At 46.7% G+C, this 20,730-nt stretch carries 13 protein-coding genes; 5 read left to right on the plus strand and 8 right to left on the minus strand.

Translation table 11 applies throughout. The annotated features are described in order from the left end of the window. Nucleotides 1-184: 184 nt before the first annotated feature. The 3 genes from OP864_RS03795 to OP864_RS03805 all read right to left on the minus strand — a co-directional run bounded on the left by OP864_RS03795 (nt 185) and on the right by OP864_RS03805 (nt 7,239). Nucleotides 185-1,759: a reverse transcriptase family protein gene (locus tag OP864_RS03795; RefSeq protein ID WP_270099968.1), complete on the minus strand. Its 1,575-nt coding sequence runs from the start codon at nt 1,757-1,759 to the stop codon at nt 185-187. Nucleotides 1,760-2,389: 630 nt separating this feature from the next. Further along, a complete protein-coding gene (locus OP864_RS03800) occupies nt 2,390-4,057 on the minus strand; it encodes an SWIM zinc finger family protein (protein ID WP_270099969.1) in 1,668 nt (555 codons plus the stop codon). Between the two features lie 11 nt (nt 4,058-4,068). Beyond that, a complete protein-coding gene (locus OP864_RS03805; protein WP_270099970.1) occupies nt 4,069-7,239 on the minus strand; it encodes a WGR domain-containing protein in 3,171 nt (1,056 codons plus the stop codon). Between the two features lie 989 nt (nt 7,240-8,228). Here OP864_RS03805 and OP864_RS03810 point away from each other — a divergent pair. Together OP864_RS03810 and OP864_RS03815 are read left to right on the plus strand one after the other, a co-directional pair. Then, entirely contained in the window at nt 8,229-9,461 is a 1,233-nt protein-coding gene (locus OP864_RS03810) for a DNA/RNA non-specific endonuclease (protein WP_270099971.1), read from the plus strand. Nucleotides 9,462-9,647: 186 nt separating this feature from the next. Beyond that, the gene (locus tag OP864_RS03815; RefSeq protein WP_270099973.1) at nt 9,648-10,454 is read left to right on the plus strand and encodes a class I SAM-dependent methyltransferase; all 807 of its coding nucleotides are present in this window, start codon (nt 9,648-9,650) and stop codon (nt 10,452-10,454) included. 64 nt (nt 10,455-10,518) lie between these two features. On the opposite strand, the gene OP864_RS03820 is transcribed toward OP864_RS03815, so the two are convergent. The 4 genes from OP864_RS03820 to OP864_RS03835 all read right to left on the minus strand — a co-directional run bounded on the left by OP864_RS03820 (nt 10,519) and on the right by OP864_RS03835 (nt 14,051). Further along, complete coding sequence (locus OP864_RS03820; RefSeq protein ID WP_270099974.1) at nt 10,519-11,283, minus strand: muramidase family protein; 765 nt, start codon at nt 11,281-11,283, stop codon at nt 10,519-10,521. Between the two features lie 126 nt (nt 11,284-11,409). Beyond that, nucleotides 11,410-11,820, minus strand: a complete 411-nt coding sequence (locus OP864_RS03825; protein ID WP_270099975.1) for a hypothetical protein — start codon at nt 11,818-11,820, stop codon at nt 11,410-11,412. Nucleotides 11,821-11,849: 29 nt separating this feature from the next. Continuing rightward, nucleotides 11,850-12,494 (minus strand): LysE family transporter, encoded by a 645-nt coding sequence (locus OP864_RS03830; protein WP_270099976.1) that lies wholly within the window; start codon nt 12,492-12,494, stop codon nt 11,850-11,852. Between the two features lie 306 nt (nt 12,495-12,800). Then, nucleotides 12,801-14,051 carry a hypothetical protein gene (locus tag OP864_RS03835; protein ID WP_270099977.1) on the minus strand — a complete coding sequence of 417 codons (1,251 nt, stop codon included), beginning with the start codon at nt 14,049-14,051 and terminating at the stop codon, nt 12,801-12,803. 446 nt (nt 14,052-14,497) lie between these two features. Between OP864_RS03835 and OP864_RS03840 the strand changes: the two genes are divergently transcribed. Continuing rightward, the gene (locus OP864_RS03840) at nt 14,498-15,058 is read left to right on the plus strand and encodes an RNA polymerase sigma factor (protein WP_270099978.1); all 561 of its coding nucleotides are present in this window, start codon (nt 14,498-14,500) and stop codon (nt 15,056-15,058) included. A gap of 58 nt (nt 15,059-15,116) precedes the next feature. Beyond that, on the plus strand, nt 15,117-16,457 hold the full coding sequence (locus OP864_RS03845) for an outer membrane beta-barrel protein (protein WP_270099979.1): 1,341 nt from the start codon (nt 15,117-15,119) through the stop codon (nt 16,455-16,457). A 240-nt stretch (nt 16,458-16,697) separates the two neighbouring features. Here the strand turns inward: OP864_RS03845 and OP864_RS03850 are convergent, their stop codons facing one another. Next, complete coding sequence (locus tag OP864_RS03850; RefSeq protein ID WP_270099980.1) at nt 16,698-19,643, minus strand: CHAT domain-containing protein; 2,946 nt, start codon at nt 19,641-19,643, stop codon at nt 16,698-16,700. A 247-nt stretch (nt 19,644-19,890) separates the two neighbouring features. Here OP864_RS03850 and OP864_RS03855 point away from each other — a divergent pair, with 247 nt between their 5' ends. Then, nucleotides 19,891-20,649: a DUF2490 domain-containing protein gene (locus tag OP864_RS03855; RefSeq protein WP_270099981.1), complete on the plus strand. Its 759-nt coding sequence runs from the start codon at nt 19,891-19,893 to the stop codon at nt 20,647-20,649. Nucleotides 20,650-20,730 lie beyond the last annotated feature (81 nt).

Genomic DNA, 20,730 nt, shown 5'->3' on the forward strand with positions numbered 1-20,730 from the left:
TCTTTAAGGCTGCTTATTACAGCTCGCTGTTTGCCTTAAATTCCTTTGCTCGGCCTTAATAACTGCTGCACATCGGTTACTCCCTTTGGTCGTCCTCTAAGGCCCTAAACAAGCTGTACTTTTGGACCAACAAAAAGCCCCCGCAGTCAGAGACTGCGGGGGCTTCCTTTTTGCCTTGACTAACTTACCAAAGGCTCCACCATTGCTCCTCATCCTTTTGCTGAGGATCTATGGGGGTTAAGCTTTCTGCCAAACCAGAGCTGCCCAAATCTACGGCATTTGCTTCTGTTGTGGCTTGTTGTTTTTGGGCCTCATAAGCATATTTTTTGCGGCTAGGCTGAGCAAAATAGGCCTTCCAGGCTTGCTTGTTTTCTTCCTTGGCCAAAATGCGATCTACTTGCTCACAGAGCGCTTGGCCCTTCTCGGCCTGTACCATACGAACATAGTTCGCAAAACCCTTAATGCTGGCCAAAATAAATCCTTGGCCCCATTCTGCGGCTTGATAGCCTTTAGTTTCTATGGTATGCAAACAAGCTCTAAATTTCTTCAATGTTTTGCGGTCTACAGCCACTTGCTCATTTACGGTAAGGCCCGTTACCTCTTGGCGGCGGCCCTTGCGCATAATCTTGAGCTTTTTGGGGTGAATCACAAAGCCTTCATCTTGAATAATCTGCTGGGCCTGCCAAATTATACGGCTAATATTGCTCGTATCATTAGCCGAAAAACTCAGGTCATCGGCATAGCGGCTATAGGTCCAACCTAACTTTTTGGCTACCCCCTCAAAACGGCGGTCCATGCGGCGGCAAAGCCAGTTGGTAATCGCTGGACTAGTAGGTGCGCCCTGTGGCAAATAGCGCTCTCCCTTTTGGGCATAATACAACTGTCCGTCAATTTCTACTTGGTCCACCTCGGGCTCTGTAGTTAATAAGGCAAAGATAATAGACTGCTGCTCGGAGTAGCCCAAGCCCTTAAACATCCCCTTCACTCGAGGATAGGTTACGGTAGGAAAAAAGTCTTTGAGGTCCATATTGATGACCAGCTCTTTTTTCTCATGCAGTTTAGCATTACTGACAATAGAGCGCTCTGGCACAAAGCCATGAGCCGCTTCATGCATCTCTAAGCGAGCAAGTACATTCTCTAAGAGCCAGTATTGGGCATTTTTAAGCATAGGGCGAGGGGCTGAAATCAGGCGTTTCCCTCCTGTTTTCTTGGCCAAATAAAAGCGCTCATAATGCGATACCGTAGAGAGCTTCCGCTGGAAACAAAGATAGCGCAAACGGCCCACAGAAATCTCCATAGCCTCTGCCAGCTCTTTAATATCTTTAAATGCAGGCAGATTTAAAGCCGCTAATTTTGCTAGATCAGCTTCTTCTTCACTCAAGCCAGCAGAATAGTCTTTACCCAAAAAGACAATACTCCGTTCTTTCTTTTCTTGCCAAGCCTTAGCGCGGGCTTCTTTCTCTGCCTTACGGCGCTCCTTGGTCTCCTCTCGGCGAGCCAAGGCATTCGCCATGCGTTTTTTACGCATTTCGGCCAGCATGCGCTCCTTATCTCGGAACATGCGTTGCTTCTCCATCAGCTCACGCAGCTCTCTTCGGAGAGCGCCCTTCTTTTGGATAATCTCCTCAGAGATTTTTGGAGCCTCTTCAGTGGTATCCCAAAAGCCGAGGCGTTTCATTTCTTCTAAGATATATTCCTCTTTAGAAGTTTGGCGGATACGGTCATAAATCTGTTGACGGGTCATTCTGTGGTCAGACATAGGGCGCAGATTGAGACAAAAAAAAACTACTTTCAATTTGGGAGAACTAAGGCCAAAGCCCAGTTGATCCAAAATTGAAAGTAGCTGCAAAAGAAAAAAGAAGGAGAGAAGATTTACTTCGTACAATCTTAGAACTAAGAGAATCAACTCCAGCGAACTGCCGTAGGTGCCCCTACTACGTTCCCTACAGAGTCTACGACTCGAAACCGCGTAGGGGACGTAGTAGGGGCACCTACGGCAGTTCGCATCATAAAGATTCTTCCTTAGTGAACAGTGAAGAGTAATATCGCTTGAACGCCGAAACAGCGCTCTTTTTGCAAGACTTTGTCTTCTCTTGATCCTTCTTTTCAATATCTATATAGAGATGCTTGTCATCCCCATTTGTCTGTTACAATTATAGATATTCTTTAGCAGCTTGTCAAGTTTTTATTTAAATTTTTTCAAAAAATTATCAAAATAGTGAAGCTTTGGTCCTTTTTGCGGTAGACAGGCGGCGAAGCCGCCGCAGGCCTAGCGATGTGAAAGGGGGCGGCGAAGCCGCAGACCAAGGCCGTCAGGCCGCAGGGCCGAGCGAATAGCGAGCCCTGAAACGTAGCGCCTGCCGAAGGCAGGAGGCCCCAAAAAAAATCGCTAGATCAGTTTTCCAGTTTTGCGATTATGAGCCATACGAGTAGCTAGGATATGTTCGCAGGGGCCTTTGCGCAATTTATTCATTTGAAAATGGTTGCAATTGCATTCGGCTTGGACCATGCGGTCATCGGCATCGATGAGGAGTTGGCATTGGTAATTGCGCTGTTGTCCTTTGATCTGTGCCGATAGTCGAGTTTGGCCATTTTGCTGCGACTCTGCCGATAAATTGCTGAGGCGGTTTTGGTCCAAAATCTTGTTGGCTTTTTCCTCCTGTGGCGAGGCAAAGCGGAGCAATTTCATATCGAGTGGTTCCCGATGCAATTCCCGCAGGCGGTAAACGCCTAGAGTAGGATCAAAAATCACTCGGCCCGCTTGGGTATAGGCTTGCAAGGAAGCGCTGACGATATCCGTACCTAACTCTAGGCGTTCGGCCAAGCTATCTACCGACTCGAAATAAGTGCTTTTGAGGGCCTCAAAAACGGTTTGTTTAGTCCAATCGTCTACCTCTAAGCGAGGGGCGAGCAGATCAAAATTGCCCGCTCTAGACCAATCGTTATCGGTCCAGCCAGAAAGACCCAAAGTAAAGACCATATCTCCCTCTAGTTGGGCCTCATAAAAAGAAGGCAAACCAGAGCCGAGGAAGCTAACCGTAAATTTTTTGGCTTGTGGAATCAGGCGCTCCAAGATGAGCAAACGGCGGCGGCCCCAAATGCGGACCTCCTCTGCTTTTGGCCCATGATAAATAGAGCGGCGACAGATAATTTCTTTATTCCAAGGTTCTACCAGCACTTTAACGGGCTGCCCGGGGCGAAGCTGAAAGCGCAAAGAACGAGGGCCATGCGTTTCCTTAAAGCGGCGTAAAAGCTGGCAAATGCTATGAATGTCCATGGGATGCAAATCAAAGCGAATGAGTGGCATCGTCATGGCAGAGCTCACTTGGAGGAAGCCGCGGACCCAGCTTTCGGGTAGGTCAATTTTGACCTCCTTATATAAATCTTGGTCCTCTGTTTGGATTTCAAAGCCAGAAGGATCTACCCGAAAATCGGTTTCCTTATAATTCCGAATCTTTTGAAACTCATTATAAAGGGCTGCAGAGTAATCAATATTGGTTGTTCCGCAAGAAAACTCATCAATATTCTTAAAGACATTATAGCCACAGCTAAGCTTACCATAAGTAGATTCATCTTGGCTAAAGCACTCAAAGAAAATGCTATCGGGATGGGTCGTGATGACGGGATCTAGGACGATCCAAGCATCAAAATCCTTTTTATAGAGGTAATTAAAATACTCTCTTTGTTTTTTGTAGAAATGCTGCATTACGCCTCGTTCCTGCTCTTCTACCCCAGCCAATTCTACCGAAATATCTTCGATACGTTGTTTAATATTGGCCTCATCTCCAGCAATTTCGCCAAGGTATTGGGCCAACCAAACCTCTTCCTGCTCCTTGGCCCAGGCCAAATAGGCAGATTTATCACGAGGTTTGAAGCGAAGATCAGAAACCACTACGGCATTCAAGGCAGAGATGGCTTCTCTAAAGGCAATTTTCTTATGCAATTGGCCCACAAAAAAAGTAGGCTCGCGCAAACTATCGGGGGCAAAGGACATGGCCGTTTGCCCAGCTTTATTCTTCACAGAGGAAGTTCCTCCATACTTATAATTAAATAACATATTGAGCTAGACTAAGATTGAGTGGGATAATCATGAATCGCAATAGGCTGTTCGAGCAAGGGGTATTGGTCCTGCAAATCGCGTAGCACAATAACGGCCTGCTCCTTATCGCCAATAGCTGCAGTGGCCGAGATAAAAGTGGCTAAATCAGAGAGGAATTGCGCTACTTCAAAAGAAGCTTTGGCCTCTTTGGCTAAAAAGCTCCAGATGCGATCTTTGGCCATTCGGCCCTTGTTCACTTGGGCCAAAACCGTATAAAAATAATCGCGTAGCGATAGAATCCGCTCGGGATGTCCAGCCCCAAAGCGCTCCAAATAATTGGTTGCATACAGTTGTAGTTCTGGACGGGGGTGCTGACTCAATTGCTCCAAGTACATGGGGCCATCCTCTTCCTCAAAGAAACGAGTAATGAGTTGGCGACCAAACTGCTGTACATCCTGGCGAACCGAATCGCAGATGCCCACCATCAGACTAGGGTTCCAATCATCAGCGGTATAGCTTTGGCCAAAGAAATCAAAGGCAAATTGTCGAGAATCGGCCCAATCTACATCTAGTAGACGCAAAGCCTCTTCTCTTTCGTAGCGCATACGATCTTTTTGTTCCTTAAACATTTTCCAAGCGAGCTCGCGAACGGCTACAATTTCATGATTGGCCAGACGAACGGTATTCGCAACAGAAAGCGATTCATAAGGGATATAGCGATCAATTAAGACTGCGGCCAACTCTTGTGCGGGAGCATATTTTGCATTGAGCAGGCGGAAAATAAACTTCCGGTCTACCTCTGCCAAATGGCCCTCTAATTCGCTAGTTAAGATATCTGCAAAGAGCGCGTGCAAGCCCTCAATTTTTTCTTTGCGGATCAGTTTACGCAAGAGCGCTTGCATTTGCGCCACCGCAAAAGCTTGGTTTTGGGCATAGAGTGGGGCCAAAACTTCACGGCTGGCCAAGCGTACATCCTCTTCAGGATGCTCTAAAAGGCCCAAAAGAAAGTCGCCTTCTTGCAAGAGCTTCTGCTCTGAAGAGTGGCGGAGAAGTTCTAAGCCATAGCGCCAATAATCGGCTGTTTTGCCAAAGAGGTATTGAATATCTTCAAAGGGAATTTGTGTAGCGTCTGCTGCATGCCCCTTAAGCAAATGCAAACCGAAGGCTTGTTGCTGAGCCAAAGGCAAGCGTAAAAACTTCCCGATTAAATCTAGGCTGAGTTGTTGGGTTTCCTTGACAAAGTAGCGCTTCAGTAAGGACTCCACCTCTCTCATTAGGACCTGTTGATCTTGGCCCGAGCGGAGCAAGAAGCCCAGCAAACGGCCCAAGAGTGCTTGACGCTTGGCAGGTTCATAAACCTCCACGATACGTCCTAAGGCCTCTTGTGCCCAATTTCTCAAATCTTTGCGTTGGTGCAATAAAAGGCTATAGACCAAATCTAGATCGGCAAAGTAGTCAAAGAAGTCAGCTTCTAGCCAAGCCAAAGCCTGCTCTCTAGCCTTTGCATAATCATGGTCCAAAAGGTAAAGCAGGATAGCCGTAGGCTTGCCTGATTTTTCATAATTGGCCACAATTTCTTGCAGGGCCCAAGTTTGTAGGGGCTGATAAGAACGGCTCAGCAACTGTTTCCAGTAAGACAAGCCCAGTCGTTTTTGTAAGCTCTTGGCCTCGGGATGGGCCATAAATGCCGTATGGGCAAACTCTAGAACCTTTTGGCTTTTGGCCTCGGCCATCAAATGCAGAAAGGCCTTGGGCTCCTGCCGCCAAAGGTCGGCATATTTAGTTTCTGAAAAGGGGGCTGGCAAGGGCATATCTGGATCATAATGTTTGCCGTAAACCCATTCCTGTTTCATAGAAGAATAAACATATCGCTGACTATTGGCATAAAGAATCTCGTTAAAGATCAGCTCCTTAGAATAGCTAGGATAATGATATACGCTGGCGATCCAGCGCTGTTTCTTATTATCAAATCGCCAGTTCTTTTCTCGGCGATCTGTGCGGCCATCTCGGCTATCATCATATTGAAGGAGGAGACTTGTGGCCATAGCGACATAAGCGATATCTCCCTTTTGTCCCAATTGGTCCAACTCTTTACGCATATAATCGCTAAAGTAGTCCTTAGTCAAATTGGAGAAGGCCAGACGGCTATTTTCTTTGGTCAACTCATCTTTGGGCCGCATACGGTTATAGCTTACCCAAACATATTGATTATTTCTGCGGGGCATTCTATACTGCGGGCTCGCTTTTTCAAAGCGGTAGGCCAAGGCGCCCCAAAACTGTGCATCCTTGCGAAAGGTCGCCATTTTAAAGAGGCGACTCAGCAAACGGAAGCTATTGGGTCGGAACTCCATTTCGCAAATGACCTCTACTAATGTCTTGCGACAATAGGGCATGGCCGGAGACAATAAATAAAGCATAGCAAATGCTTGCTCCATACTTTTATCTCCCTTGGCCTTGCGTAGCTGATAGGCCAAAGCATCATTATCTTTACGATCCAAGGCCTTTTGCCAGAGTTCAGGGAGTTTGGGCAGTTCCTCTTCAAGCAAAGCCTGTTGTCCAGCGGCATCGGCTAGTTCCCAATAGACAAAGGGCGCTAGTTTTTTAGCCGTAGGCGCTTTTTTCTTGCTTCGCCAAAAAGTTAATAAGTTGCTGGGGTCCTCTACTGCGGTATCGAGTTGAGCCGTAGCCCAAAGTAGGCTATAGAGCTCCATATCGTCTATAGATTTGCCTCTATGGTTTTGCTCAAAAAGGGCCCAGCAATAGGGTCCAGCCGCTTTGATGTTAAGACTAGCGGCACGCCAAGCGACCCTAGACAGCTTCCAGTTGCGGGCCTTTTGGGCCGCTGGATCTAGTTGAGCGAGCTGTAAATGGTAGAGGATCCAGGCCGCCTGAGCTTCTGCTCCTTGCAGGGATTTATCTGGGGGCTGAATAGCCGCCACTTGCTTGGCCTGACTCTTTTCAGATACATCCAAATAGCCCTTTTTCATTTTATCCTGTAGCAATTTATTGTACAGACTGCGGGCCTTGGTTTCATCTACAGGCGTGGGCGTTTTGCTGCCCTCTCTTAAAGGGCCGCCCGTTTTTCCATAACGGAAATTAACTAGAAAGGCCCCTGCTTCCAATTCGCAAAGGTCTACTTCATATACTTTATCAGAATTGCCCTGCTTAAAATGCAGGCGCTTTTGTTCTATTAGCTTCATCGGCAAAAGGATAAAATGGGCTTTTTAGGGCCTTGGTCTTAATTTGTAGCTCATATTATCGCTTTTTGATGACATTAGCGAGTTTTTTAAGCAAAAAAAGGGGATTTTTTCTTACTGCTTAGAAAAAGAAAGGCAAAAAATCGAAAGGCTGCTATATTTAGCTTCTAAGCGCCTATAGTTAAACTGTAGTAGGGTCGGTCCAGAAAAAAAAGATAGTACATTCTAGATACGCCCGGAGGAGTTTTGCATTTGCAAATTAGCTCTGAACAACTGTATAGAGCTGTTTTGCATTTGCAGATTAGCTCCGGGGATTCCCCAGAGCTGTTTTGCAGTTGCAGATTAGCTCTGAACAACTGTATAGAGCCGTTCTGCAGTTGCAGATTAGCTCTGAACAACTGTATAGAGCTGTTCTGCAGTTGCAGATTAGCTCCGGGGATTCCCCAGAGCCGTTTTGCAGTTGCAGATTGCCTCTGAACAACTGTATAGAGCCGTTTTGCAGTTGCAGATTAGCTCTGGGGATTCCCTAGGGCCGTTTGTAAGCTGCAGCAGTGCCCTAAGCTCTGGTTTTTGGCCTATTTGTGGCTGAAGAGCTAGGCGATACGGTTGTTTCTCTCTAAAAAAACCGCCAACAGCTCCCCTGAGGGATTCCTTAGGGAATCCCGAGGAGGGGCGGGTGGGCGGGGTCGTGAAAACGAATGAGGAGCGCAGCGACGAATACCGCTTTTTGCGAAGGCCCGCAGGGCCGCTGAGGGCCCAGCGCTGCGGAGTGGGTGGCCGAAGGCCAGACCGAAGCAGGCGAAGCCTGCGCAGGGCCGAGCGAGCAGCGAGCCCCGCAGCATAGCGGCGGCCGCCCGCCCTTTTTGGGGCGGCCGCGGGCCCCAAAAACATAAAAATCAAAATAAACTTTCCTTTAAATCATAACAGAATGCCCGCATCCCTTTGACGATTCTGTATCTTAGGAGCTCATTCAGCAAAACAAACCATCGCTTATGCGTCAACTTATTTCATGGGCCTTTGTCCTGGCCCTACCGGCTTGTCTTTGGAGCCAAGACCTTGGTCAAGAACTGCAAAAACTAGAAGCCCAAAAGCAAAGCCTAGACGAACAAAAAGCCGCCCTTATTGAGCAAATTGAAAGCGTCCGCCTACAGAAGATTCGAGCCGACTTGAAAAAAGTAGGTTTGCCAAAAAATGGCGTAGCAGGGGAACTGGTAGAGCATGCCGCCATGATTCTGAACTATTCCGAGGCCCATGAACAGGCCGCTTGGGTGGCCCATATTATTCCGCCTGCCATGATGGAAGGCAACCTGAGCCGAACCAATGACTTTAGAGCAGATGAGCTAGTCAGTACAGGAACGGCGGTAAAAGCCGACTACTGGTATAGTGGTTATGACCGTGGGCATTTGGCCCCTTCTGCGGATTTCCGCTGGTCCAAAACAGCCATTAGTGAGTCCTATTATTACTCTAACATGAGCCCCCAATTGCCCGAATTTAACCGAGAGGGCTGGGCCGATTTGGAGCGCTGGGTCCGAGGCGCTGTCTTTTCTCACAAACGCTCTATGTTGGTCATTACTGGCCCTATTTTGAAAGAGGGCTTGCCGCAAATTACGCAAGGCCCCAATAAAGTGAGCATTCCCGAAGCCTTTTTCAAGGTGGTTTTGGACCTAGAGGCCGAGCAGCCCAAGGCTATCGGTTTTATCATGAAAAATGGCAGCTGCAACAACCCCACAATCAGCTATGCCGTCTCGGTAGATGAGGTAGAGGCCCAAACGGGCTTAGATTTCTTTAGCAATTTGCCCGAAGAGGAAGAAAAACGCCTAGAAGCCATGAAGGACCCTTCTAGCTGGGAAAAAACGACGGAAGGTCGCTTGGCCGATGTTCCTCCCCTCAGCAATGAGGAATTGCCCAAAGATTGTATCAGCACCGCCGATGCCCCCGTCTTTATGAACCAAAAAGCCTGCGTTTGCGGCACGGTCGTATCCACCAAGAAAACCAAGTCGGGCTCTGTCTTTATCAATCTGGACACAAAATTTCCCAACCAGATTTTTTCCGTAACCATCTGGGGCAAGGACATCAAGCATTTTTCTTATTCGCCAGAGACGGAACTCTATGGCAAGCAAATTTGTGTAAAGGGGAAAATTACAGATTATAAAGGGACCCCAACCATGAATATCACTCATGAAAAGAAGGTGGAATTTATGGAGGAGATGCCAGATAAGAAGTAGGATTTGGGGCTGCCCCTCGCCTATCGGCTCGGGTCGGGCCATTGCGCAGCTCGCTACTCGCTCGGCCCTGCAGGCTTTTTCGCTTCGCTACAAAAGCCTTTGGTCTGCCGCCTTCGGCGGCCCTGCTACAGCCCCTCAGCCTGCGGCCCTTCGGGCCTGTCCCATCCAAAAAAATCAATCCATCGCATGAATTACCAAGAACAATTTGCGGCCAATAAGGCTGTTTGGGAGCAAAGAGCGGCTTTGCATCCAGAAACTGAGTTTTATCAGCAAGATGCTTTTATGCAAGGGCAAACGAGTCTGCAGTCTATAGAGCTCTCCTTATTGGAGGCCGACTTATCGGGCAAAAGAGTCTTGCACCTACAATGTCATTTTGGGCAAGATAGTCTGTCTTTGGCCCGTATGGGCGCAGAAGTCGTGGGCCTAGACCTCTCCGAAACCGCCATTGCCAAGGCCCAAAGCCTAGCCAAAGCGCTCAATCTCAATGCCCGTTTTTACCAAGGCAATGTACTAGACGCTCAAGAGATTTTGGCCCAAGAAGCCCCCTTTGATCTCATCTTTTGTTCTTATGGGGTCGTCTATTGGCTGCCCGATCTGCTGCAATGGGGCCAAGAAATAGGGCCCTTACTCAAAAAAAGCGGAGAATTTATGCTGGTCGAGTTTCACCCTATCGTCTGGATGTTTGATGACAACTTTAGCTATATCCAATATAGCTACTTTGACCAAGGTGCTATTGAAACCGAAGAGGAGGGCAGCTATGCCAAGCGAGAAGCCGAGATCTCAGGAAAATCTTATGGCTGGAACCACAGCCTTTCCGAAATGACCGCTGCCTTAACCGAAGGCGCAGGCTGGCAACTCAGTTACCTCAAAGAATATAAGTTTTCGCCTTACAATTGCTTTAATAATACCGTAGCTCACCCCAAAGGCTATCAAATCAAAGGCCTAGAGGATAAAATCCCTATGGTGTTTGCTTTGGGGGCCAAACGGCCCTAGCGAAAATGCAAAAAGGGGCAGTCGCCAATGGCGACTGCCCCTTTTCTATTGGGCCAAAAATGATTTAGTTGGCTAAGCCCACAATCAACTCTTGGTCAATACTCGCCTTTTCTGTAGGCAACTTATTGATTTGGACCAATTGCGTCATTGTCAGGCCGTACTTTTTAGCAATATCATAAAGATTTTCGCCTTGTCGGACCACATGCACCTTATACTTCTTCCCTGATTTCTCATCGGTGCGGATATAAGGATTGGGATCTACATAACTTCCATCATTCACCACCTTAATTCGGCGGCCTCTATCAATAGTAGTCGAGTTTAGGCCATTGAGCCCCATGAGAACATCTACTCTTGTATTATATTTCTCGGCAATCTTATAGAGATTATCATTCTCTTGCACGATATAATAGTTAGGGTCATTATTGACCACAGCAGGCGTTTTTTCGCTTGTTTTCTTATTGGCAGAGCCCGCTTGTTTTTTTGTTTCGGCAGGGATGGGTTCTTCATCAAAAGGAGAGCGTAGTCCACCATGCATGACCCCCTTTCGAGCTTTTTGGTCTTCGGCAGAAGTCACTCCAGCTCTTTTCTTTTGCTCATCGGCTGACTTAGTTCCTCGGCTAGCGATACCATTTTCCTCCTGCATTTTTTGGTAGCAGACCGCTCGAATATGTTCGGGGATTGTTTTTTTGTCTATTCTTTTCAGTTGGAGGCTACCATTTGCTTGTTGGACCAGATAAAGCCCAATTCCCTCTAAGAAATAGAGATTTTCAGAAAGGCGGGCTTGCAGGCGGTCAAAAGAGCGAAACTGTCGCTGTTTGAGGCAGCCCAATTGGTCATTATCTACAAAAAGGACCTTTCCTTCAGGGGTAGCGTCTAGATCTTCGCCGCTATTGATTTGGTTGGCGGCATAGACAAAGCTATGTCGGCGGTCCTTATAACTCAGTTGCTTATCATTTTAGGTATAGCTAGCAATCTGGCTCACCTGATGAATATGATAGCGTTTTGTTTGTTCATTATAAACGGCAATATTCACTGATTTTTTCAGGCTATTGACCTCTTGAATAAACTGCCCATTGATACTAGTTAGATCTGCACAGCCTAGGGCCTTTTGGGGAAGAGCTTCTAAGAGTTCGGCATTCAGGTTAGTGGTCTTTACCCTAAAGGCTAGCTTTTGTTTTGGGGAAACTTGCAACATAAAATCATGAAAGGCCGATTCTGTATATTTATCGACAGCCTGATATTCATATTCTTGCATACAATTGGCATCAAAAAGCAGAATATTTTCGCTAGAGGTTTGGGCTTGGGCGAGGCTAGCGCCTAGGGTGGCGGCAGCCAATAAAAAGGATTTCCAAAGACGTTTTTTCATAGTGCTAATTTTGTATGTGATGGGGAACTTTAGCTTAGCCAAAGCAGGCGAAGCCAAAACAATAAACCTGAAATAATTAGGCCAAAGCTAGCGACCCAACGTATTCGCTTCAACCAAAGTTCATTTAGCAATTGGCGGAGTCGGCTGGCCAGAAAAACTTTTAAAAAGTCGGTTAGGATGACCATCAGCATAATGGCCACACCAAAAAAGACGAGATCGGTTTGGCTGTAGCCTCTGCTGTAGGCCGTCCCGATACTAGTGAACCAAAAGAAGAGAGGAAAGGGGGTTAAGCTGTTAATTAGAAAGCCTTGTAGAAAATACTGTCCCGCTTGCTTATTGCTCAGGGGTTCTTCCTTTGTTTTGGCTTTGGGCAGGGGGCTAAACAGCAGCAACAGGCCTAAAAGAATAAGAAAAGCGCCGCCGCCTAAGCTCAGGTAAAACTCTAGGTCTTGCCCTAACTCACTTTCTTTGGTCCAAGAAATTAAGAACTTTGCTAAATAGCTACTAATACCAATATAAATAAAATCGCTGATCCATTGGCCAGCCACTAGAGCAATTCCTGAGCGACTGCCTTTTTCTATACTCACTTGTAGAATAGTAAAGAAAATGGGGCCGGTCATGATGCTAAGTAATAGGCCGAGGCCCAAACCTTCCAGAATCGCTTGCGTGAGCATTATTAACTACTTTAATATAGATGATAAAAAAAGGGGAAGGGATGTATCGTTGCGCAAAGGTAGGCTTGTTTTCAGCTTTCCTTTGCCCTCTTTAGCAAAAAGGGATCAAAAAAGTTTGTTAAAAAAGCAGATTTTGGCCCAATTGCGTCTAGCAGGCGGCAAAGCCGCCGCAGGCTGAGCTGCCTGTAGGGGGGCCGAAGGCCAGACCGAAGGCGAAACGAAGTGTAGCCTGAAGGGCCGAGCAGAACTGCGAGCCCGAAAGGGAGCGACCCGAGCGAAGCGAAGGGGTAGCCCCAAAAAAATCATCTAGTTCTTATCTAAGGAGAAAAGCTGCCAATCATCATTTTTGCTTCGGCGATAGAGAAAATTCTTGCGGGGGCCCAGCTTAAAATGATAATCCTTGAGCGGGGCACATTCGCCCTCATGGTTGCATTCGTAATAAATGGGCAGGTCAAAGACCTGGATGCGCCAGGGCCCCTCTTTTTGTTCCTCGCAAAAATAAAGGGCCGTTTTTTGGCTATACTCCTCAAAATTTACGGCCACAAACAGGCAACTCAGTCGGCCATTTTTCTTGCGCCAAATCACGGTAGATAAGCCCTCTAGGGTAGAGAGTTGAGGCAAAAGAACCTGTTGTTTATCGGCATTAAAATCATAGAGTCGAAACTCATTGTGGGGATGGTCCATATACAGCAAATAATGCCCATCATTGGAGAGTGAAGTGATGGGCGAACAAAGCAGGGCATCATGAATATTTTTGGGCATTTTGATCACATGCCCCGCTATATCCTCTATAATATAAGCCTTGCAACCCTCCTCATGAGCCACCACCTCAAACAGGCGTTTTGCCCCCTTAAGTTTACCCACAACGCCGGCCTTATGGGCCTCTTCCTCCTCCTCATGCACATCTTCATCTAGGACTTTCTTAAACTCCTCAATGCCCTTATCCCAGCTAAATTCTAGCAAGTGATTATGTCGGCCCTCAATGGTGCCACGCAGCAAAATATTGCCCTCAAAAAACTCTGGGGTCACCAAATAATCAATCCGCCTTTCGTGCAAGGGCAGGCCATATTTTTGGTCAAAAGAATCTACATGTTCCCACTGTTGTTGCAAGGGGAAGCTAAAAATTTCTTCTTGTCGAAGCGTATCAAAGGGATAGCGAAAAATGACCAGCTCCTTGCCCTGATAAGAGAGGTCAAAATCATAGTGCAAATAAACCAAGAGCTCCAAATTGCCGTCATAGGTCACATCCTCAAAATGCAGTTCTGTAATTTTGGCCTTTTGCTTATGCCTAAGAGAAATATGATGGCTATGCTCCCGAGCATTTTCGGCCCGAAACAAATAAATGGCCGGCAATTTATGCACCTTATTATAGGCCACCAACCAATGGTGCTCACTATCCTGCATCACCTGCTTAATCCCAATGCCCAAAGTATCTTTCAAGCGAAACTCTTTTTGAGCTCGCTGCTTGGCCTCGGCAATACTGAGCGAAAGCGGAGCATCACAGGCCCAAAAACTGCAAAAAAAGAGGCCAAAAACAAGATAATATAGAAAGCGCATAGACTAATTTATATAGATAGGCGTTGGAGAAAGAGCTTCAAAAGAATGTTTATTTTATTTTTTTGGGGCCTCCCGCCTGCGGCGGGCGCTACGTTTCGCAGCTCGCTGTTCGCTCGGCCCTGCGCCGCCTGCGGCGGCTGGGTCTGGCTTAACGGCCACTGCTGCACATCGCTAGGCCAAAAGCGCCTGGCCCCACAGAAAAAGCTCAGTTTTAAGTGGTTTCTCACCAACCATTAGAGCCTAGCCTCCGTTCTTAAACAAAATGGCCCCCTGGGGCCCTCTTCTTGATTCTATTAAAAAAGAACGTTATAGCGCAAACTCTACCACTTAATGAGAAGGCCTCTAAAATAGGGCAAAAAATCATTCTCAGTCCCCCCTAAGATGACCAAAAGCTGCAATTCTTGCATCTTGGTCAAAAAATCACCTTGCCAAAAGCAATTTATTGCATGAGATATTCTAACAAAAGTACAGATAAAGAGCTCATCCAAGGCTGCCGCAAAGGCGACCGATTGGCCCAAAAGCATTTGTACGAAAAGTACTACGGACGAATGTATGGCATTGCTATGCGTTATACCAAAAACCAAGAGGAGGCGCTAGATATTCTTAACACCTCCTTTCTCAAGGTGTTTACCTCTTTAGACAAGTACAAAGACAGCAACAACCTTGCGGGTTGGATTGCCAAGATTGTCTTTAATAGTGCTATCGACCACGTTCGCCGAAATACCAAATACAAACAAGTCATTAACTATAATATAGAGAGAGATGGGGCCGTGCATAACGGCAGCTTGCAACAACTGCAGGCCGAGGACCTCTACCGCTTAATTCAGCGCCTCCCCAATGCTAGCCGTAGCGTCTTCAACCTCTATGTAGTAGATGGCTATAAGCACAAGGAAATTGCAGAAATGCTCGGCATTTCGGTAGGGACCTCCAAATGGCATTTGGCCAATGCGCGCAAAGAACTTCGGGCCTTGCTCGAACAACAAAAGCGCTATGAAGCCGCCCGCTAAGTTGGCCCTATTTTTTGTACAAACATTATGAACCACCCAAAATAAATCGCTTTAGCAAATGAAGCAGTTTTACGAACAAGATGATGATTTTATCCGCTCTCAGTTAGAAGGCCATCAGTTTGAGATGCCGCCTGCTGCTTGGGAAGATATGGACAAAAGGCTCGACCAAATCCAGCTAACGGGAGCCAAGGGCAGTTCTGCCTGGAGTAACTGGTTGGTGATGGGCGCTTTTGTGCTCGCTAGTGGAGCTGGCGTTTTGGCCTATCAATATTGTCTGCCCTTTTTAGGGATGCAAAAAAAGATGGCCCAAAAAGAAGCCCTCTTAGAAAAAGCAGCTGAGCCCCAGCTCATTCAACTGGAAGAGCGAGCAGCTGTAGCTAGCGCAGAGACGGAAGAAGTACTGCCTTTGGCAACGGCCAGCAATACGCCTCCTCCTCCCCCACCCCATAAAACAACTAAAGAAAAAATAGTAGCTAGTCCGGCCCCCAAGGCCCAAGAAGTTGTTCTTCTAGAAGAAGAGCAAACTCCTACAGAAAAGGGCCAGAATAAGCATCCTGAGGTCAAGCAAACGATTTTGCCCACTCGCTATGTTTTCTCGGCTAGTAGTAAAGCCAAAGCCGAGCAGCTGCGTGAGATTCAGCGTTTAGAAAACTTGTCTTTTTTAGAAAAGGGCAGTTTTCAGCAGCAGTTGCGCCATAGCCAAAAAACGACTATTGATACGCCAATGATTGTTTTGGACCGTTATCGCAAGGGCGGCAAAAAGCTACAGCTATCGGCTAATTTGGGCCTCAATGCGCAAGGCAAAGCCTTAGGCGTTCAGGCAGGTATACAGCTAAGCAAAGAGCTAGATGCTCAGTTTTCACTAGAAGCGGGTTTGCAGTATAAGAATATGCAGCGGCTAGGCAGCCAAAGTGAAACGGCTAGATTGGAATGGAATGGCGAGCTCCAAGAGGAGCAAATTCAGACCATTAAGCGTTTAGAATTTTTGGAGCTGCCCGTTTTGCTCAACTACAAACTGTTGCCCAAGCATCAGTTGCAGATGGGGGCAAAAGTTAGCTACCTCTTGCCCGTACAGATGACCAATGGTCAGCGTACTACAGATGATTTGGGCTTTAATAGTTGGTCTTCTGCGGCTGTTTTGGGCTATCATTACCAGCTTAATGAGCAATTAAAGTTGGGGGTACAATGCAATTTGGCCTTTGCCAATTTGGCTAAAAACAGCCGACAAAAAGCGCATCAGGCCAGCCAAGAAGTATCGGCCCAATTGCTAGAAGAGGACAAGCTTCCGCAGGATGAATGTCTGTTGCCAGAGCAAAATGGCAATGAGCTAGAATTGAGCAGATTACCACATAAGTTATACAACAACGACCTATCTATTCAGCTACAATATCAGTTTTAGGTTAGAGAAGGCGAAACAAAAAAGACCTCCAGAATTGGAGGTCTTTTTTTTGGCCCAAGCCCAAGGGAATTCGGCCAGGGGCGGGCTGGCCCAGCGCTGCGGAGGGGTGGCCGAAGGCCAGACCCAGGGCGGAACGAAGTGGAGCCCGCAGGGCCGAGCAGAGCTGCGAGCCCCGCAGCATAGCGGCGGCCAGCTAGGCAAAGCCTAGCTGGCCGCGGGCCCCAAAATATAAAAAGAATACTACTTTTTGGCTCGATAAATCAGCCAGCCGAAAACTAAAAAGAGGGCAAAAAGGGCGGCCCAGATCAATGGTCCATAATTCATTTTTTGGGGCAACTCTAGTGCGCTACTATTTCCGCTTAGCCACCAAGCGGCCCAGAAAAAGGGCTGGGCGGCCACCTCCTTTTGGTCCACCAACTCTAGGTAGCTAATTTGGGCCTGTTGCAGTGCCTTATCTTTGCGTTGGCCGGCCTGTAGGTAGCCATAAAAAAGCTCCATTAAAAGGCGGCTGCTCTCATCATTGACCTCCCAAAGAGTGCTCAGCGTACTAGCGGCGCCAGCATAGCGAAAGCCAAGGCCGAGGCTTTGGGCCCCCTCTCCGGCCTGATAGCGGCCGGCGGCAGTTTGGCAGGCAGAGAGCACCACCAAATCGGCGGATAAATGCAGGCCAGGCAACTCATAAGCCAGCAGCAAATCGTCTTGGAGGCTATCTTGAGTTTCGCTAAAAAAGAGAGCCGAATAACTAGGCGCCATAGGGTCGGTAATGGCATGCATGGCAAGATGGATAAACTGTGCTTTTGGAGCTAGTTGTCTAAAGCGTTGTTCATTGGCTTGTTCTTGGCGCAAAAACTGTCCATTAAAATGGGCCTCTAGAAAATCGAGTTCGGCCATAGCGCCAGCGAGAGGCTGCAATTGTTTTCGGGCCTGTCCCCAATCCAGCGCTTGTCGGTCAATAGCTTGTCCTTGGCCCTGATAGCTAGGGGCCATAGCCAAAAAGCCTTTTGCGGCTGTTTTGGGTTGGGGTTGCAGATAAAAATTGGCGGCATACAAATAGCTAATCGCATAAGACCTCATCAGATAATCGAGGCGGCTAAAGGGTTGTTCTTCCGCTTTGGGCAGCAGGCAACTGAAGGCGAGTTGGGATAATTCGGCATGAGGTGAAATGAGTAAATCGTATTTTGGAGTTTGGGGAATCAGCTGTTGATAGAGCTGATGGGCAAGGCGAATAAAATTGCTTTTGAAAGGCTTTAGGCTTTCTCTGGGGCGTTGGACGAGCTGTTTAAAATCTTGTAACTGTTCACGAAGATTTGTGGTTGGGCCGAGGATAAAAAGCTGAATTTCGTCCTCTTCTAGCAAAAAGCAATAGCTATTTTTGGGGCCCATAAAATAAGTGATCAGGCTATACTTTTCTTTATTCAGCTTTTTCTTGAGTTTGTTTAGGTCGAGTTCTTCCAGCTCCTCTTGCCATTTTGTATAGCTAGGATACTTTTGGGCCAATTGGGTCAGGAGCTCATCTAGTGCTTGGCGTTTTTGAAAAAGGACGGCCTGCATTTTTTGGGCCTTCAGGCTATCGGCCTTTCGTTGGGCTCGGCTAAACTGGGCTTGATAATAACTAATATCTTGGCGCAGGCTACGTTCTTCGGCCAAGAGTTCGGCAGAGACATTGCCCAGCTGTTGAGCTTCCTTATTGCGCAAAGAGCTGAGCAGCCAGCTGCCTTTGGCCAGCTCAATTTCGATAAAGGCCTGTTGGATATAAATGGGATTTTTTTCTGCTTGATCTAGGGCCATGGCTGTTTCGACAAAAGCCTCATAGACTTTTTCTGTTTGGGCTTTCAGTGCCGCTTTTCCGCCTTTGGAGCCCAATTGTTTTTCTAATTCTTTGGCCAAAGAAATAGCCATTTGGCAGCTTTGGTACTGCTCTAGCAGAGGGGCGGCAGTTATTTTTTGGGTTTGATAAATTCCCCATAAAATAGCGAGGCCTTCTTGGCCTTTAAGTTGAGCCAGGCCTTCTTTTTGGCCTAGGCCAGCGGTTTGGAAGCGGATCGCTTCCTCAAAATATTGCTTGGCCAAATTGGCCTTATCTAGGGCTAGGGCGGCTTGGCCGAGGGCGATATAGATTTCTTGATTTTTGGCTAGTTCTCTAAAGGCGGCCCCTTCTTTTCGGGCATAGGCCAAATCGGCGGCCAGACTTTCTATACCTTCAAGGTCTTTAGCTTTCTTGAGCTTATGAATATAGGCTTTGAGTAGGGGAAACTGAGCATGGCCTCCACGGCTCAGCAATTCAGGCAGGGAGATATTGCTGCTGCTCTCTTCATCTAAGAGGGCCAAATATGCAGTTGCTTCTAGGGCAAAAAAGCTATTTAGTTGGCCCAATTCTGCAAATAGCTGGCTAGCCTTTTTTAGGAGCGGCAAAGCCTGTTCATTTTGGCCCAGCTCATAATAGCAAATGCCCTTACTGGCCAAGTTTTTTGCTTGAATAGCAAGGGCTAAGGGTTCGTCATCTAAGGCGGCTAGGGCCTCTAGGGTGCGTTCAAAGTTTCCTTTCTTTCGATAGATTTGCGCCATAAGAGAGTAGGCGACAAATCGGGCCTCCTGCGATTGTAGTTTAGCCAACTTCTTGGCCCATTTTAGAGAAGTTTCGGCTTCATTGGCCAGGCCAAAATGGAAGTAAGCGCCTTCCTTATAGAGAGAAAACTTCAGCTTTTCCGAATAGCGATCTGTGTTTTTTTCTAGCCAGTTCAAGGCCTTTTCTAAGCGCTCTTTTTGCTCTAAAACAGGGCGACTTTCTAGATAACCTACATAATAATCGGCAAAATAGTAATAGGGTAAGCTAGCGGCAGCCTCTTGCTCGGCCCAGCGCTTTTGTTCTAAGACAAAAGCCTTTAGCTCGGCTTCATAGCGTTTTTTGCCCTTGATTTTTTTTCCCCCCATACTTACATAAGCAAAAGCAAGCTCGACCAAGGCCCAATCGGCGGCCTCTTGGAAGCTAGTATTTCGCCAAAAAGGGCGTATGGGAGCTGCTTGAGCAAAGCTCCTTTGATAATAACGCATCAGGACTGCCCGCTGCTCTTTGATTGTAGTCAGCTGGGCCAGACTATCTTGATAACGCTCGGGCGCTAATTTGGGCTGAGCCAAAAGCGTGCAGCTAAAAAATAGGCAGCAAAGGCTGTAGATATAATTTCGCATGAATTCTGAAAAGTTCGGTGAGTTGGGCCAATTACAAAGGTAGACAATAGGCCTCAAAAAGCAATTCCCTTAAGTTGAACAATTAGTACAACTATTATTTAACATAATTTTAAGCTAGTCTAAATAAACCACAAAGTGAGAAATGCTACAGAAGTTACCAGATTTTTGGACTACACTTGCAAAGTATAAGTTACCAAACAGGTAATATACGCCAAAAACATTACGCACATTTAAAAACTTTTATTCCATGAAGAATTATTCCTTCTATCTCAGCATTTTTTTCCTTTTTTGTTTTTCCTTTTCTCAGAATCTGCAAGCTCAGGAGAGCGATGAAATTAACAATTGGTTTTTTCTACACACGACAGCCAAGTTAAATAATAAATGGGAACTTGGCAATGAACTACACATTCGTCGGGATGATTGGGTAGAGAACTGGCGAAATTTGCTCATACGTCCTTATGCTAGTTACTACCTTAACAATACTGCTATTCTCACAGCTGGCTATTCCTATATTGGTTCTTGGGCGCTACCGGGTAGTGATAAAGCTCCTCTAAGTAACGAACATAATATCTGGGAACAATTTTGTTTTCGTCATAAGCTCAACAAAGCGACTAAGGTATGTCATCGATACCGTTTTGAGCATCGCTTTGTTGATCAATGGGAGCATAATTTGAATACAGATGAATGGGAGAAAACAGGAAGAGAGTTTAGCAATCGATTTAGATATAGAATTACGGTTAAATCTGATTTGGCTAAAATTAAAGATGAGCAATCTATTTATTTAGTTATTTTTGATGAAATCTGGATAAATCAGGCTGACAATCTCCGTTTTAAGAGCCTAGCACGAAACTGGCTATATTTGGGTTTAGGCTATAGACTCAACCCTCAACTTTGCTTTGAATTGGCCTATATGCACCAACACGATACCTACAATGCTACAGACTACCTCAACACGCCTATTATGCAATTATCACTTTGGTATAAAGTGCCTGTAAAAAAGTCTTAATGTTCTTTCTTGTTTTTGGCCTTCTCCAAAGGGCCTTATCCAAATAGCTAGAATGCCTCTTTACGATTTAGCGTAAAGGGG

The organism is Saprospira grandis (assembly GCF_027594745.1).
In the GTDB taxonomy this organism is placed as follows: Bacteria; Bacteroidota; Bacteroidia; order Chitinophagales; family Saprospiraceae; genus Saprospira; species Saprospira grandis.

Excerpts from the sequence above, each read along its gene's own strand:
- OP864_RS03845 (WP_270099979.1), top strand. The coding sequence starts at position 15,117 with ATGAAGCAGTTTTACGAACAAGATGATGATTTTATCCGCTCTCAGTTA.
- OP864_RS03835 (WP_270099977.1), bottom strand. The coding sequence starts at position 14,051 with ATGCGCTTTCTATATTATCTTGTTTTTGGCCTCTTTTTTTGCAGTTTT.
- OP864_RS03810 (WP_270099971.1), top strand. The coding sequence starts at position 8,229 with ATGCGTCAACTTATTTCATGGGCCTTTGTCCTGGCCCTACCGGCTTGT.
- OP864_RS03840 (WP_270099978.1), top strand. The coding sequence starts at position 14,498 with ATGAGATATTCTAACAAAAGTACAGATAAAGAGCTCATCCAAGGCTGC.
- OP864_RS03795 (WP_270099968.1), bottom strand. The coding sequence starts at position 1,759 with ATGTCTGACCACAGAATGACCCGTCAACAGATTTATGACCGTATCCGC.
- OP864_RS03855 (WP_270099981.1), top strand. The coding sequence starts at position 19,891 with ATGAAGAATTATTCCTTCTATCTCAGCATTTTTTTCCTTTTTTGTTTT.
- OP864_RS03830 (WP_270099976.1), bottom strand. The coding sequence starts at position 12,494 with ATGCTCACGCAAGCGATTCTGGAAGGTTTGGGCCTCGGCCTATTACTT.
- OP864_RS03805 (WP_270099970.1), bottom strand. The coding sequence starts at position 7,239 with ATGAAGCTAATAGAACAAAAGCGCCTGCATTTTAAGCAGGGCAATTCT.
- OP864_RS03825 (WP_270099975.1), bottom strand. The coding sequence starts at position 11,820 with ATGAAAAAACGTCTTTGGAAATCCTTTTTATTGGCTGCCGCCACCCTA.
- OP864_RS03850 (WP_270099980.1), bottom strand. The coding sequence starts at position 19,643 with ATGCGAAATTATATCTACAGCCTTTGCTGCCTATTTTTTAGCTGCACG.
- OP864_RS03815 (WP_270099973.1), top strand. The coding sequence starts at position 9,648 with ATGAATTACCAAGAACAATTTGCGGCCAATAAGGCTGTTTGGGAGCAA.
- OP864_RS03800 (WP_270099969.1), bottom strand. The coding sequence starts at position 4,057 with ATGTTATTTAATTATAAGTATGGAGGAACTTCCTCTGTGAAGAATAAA.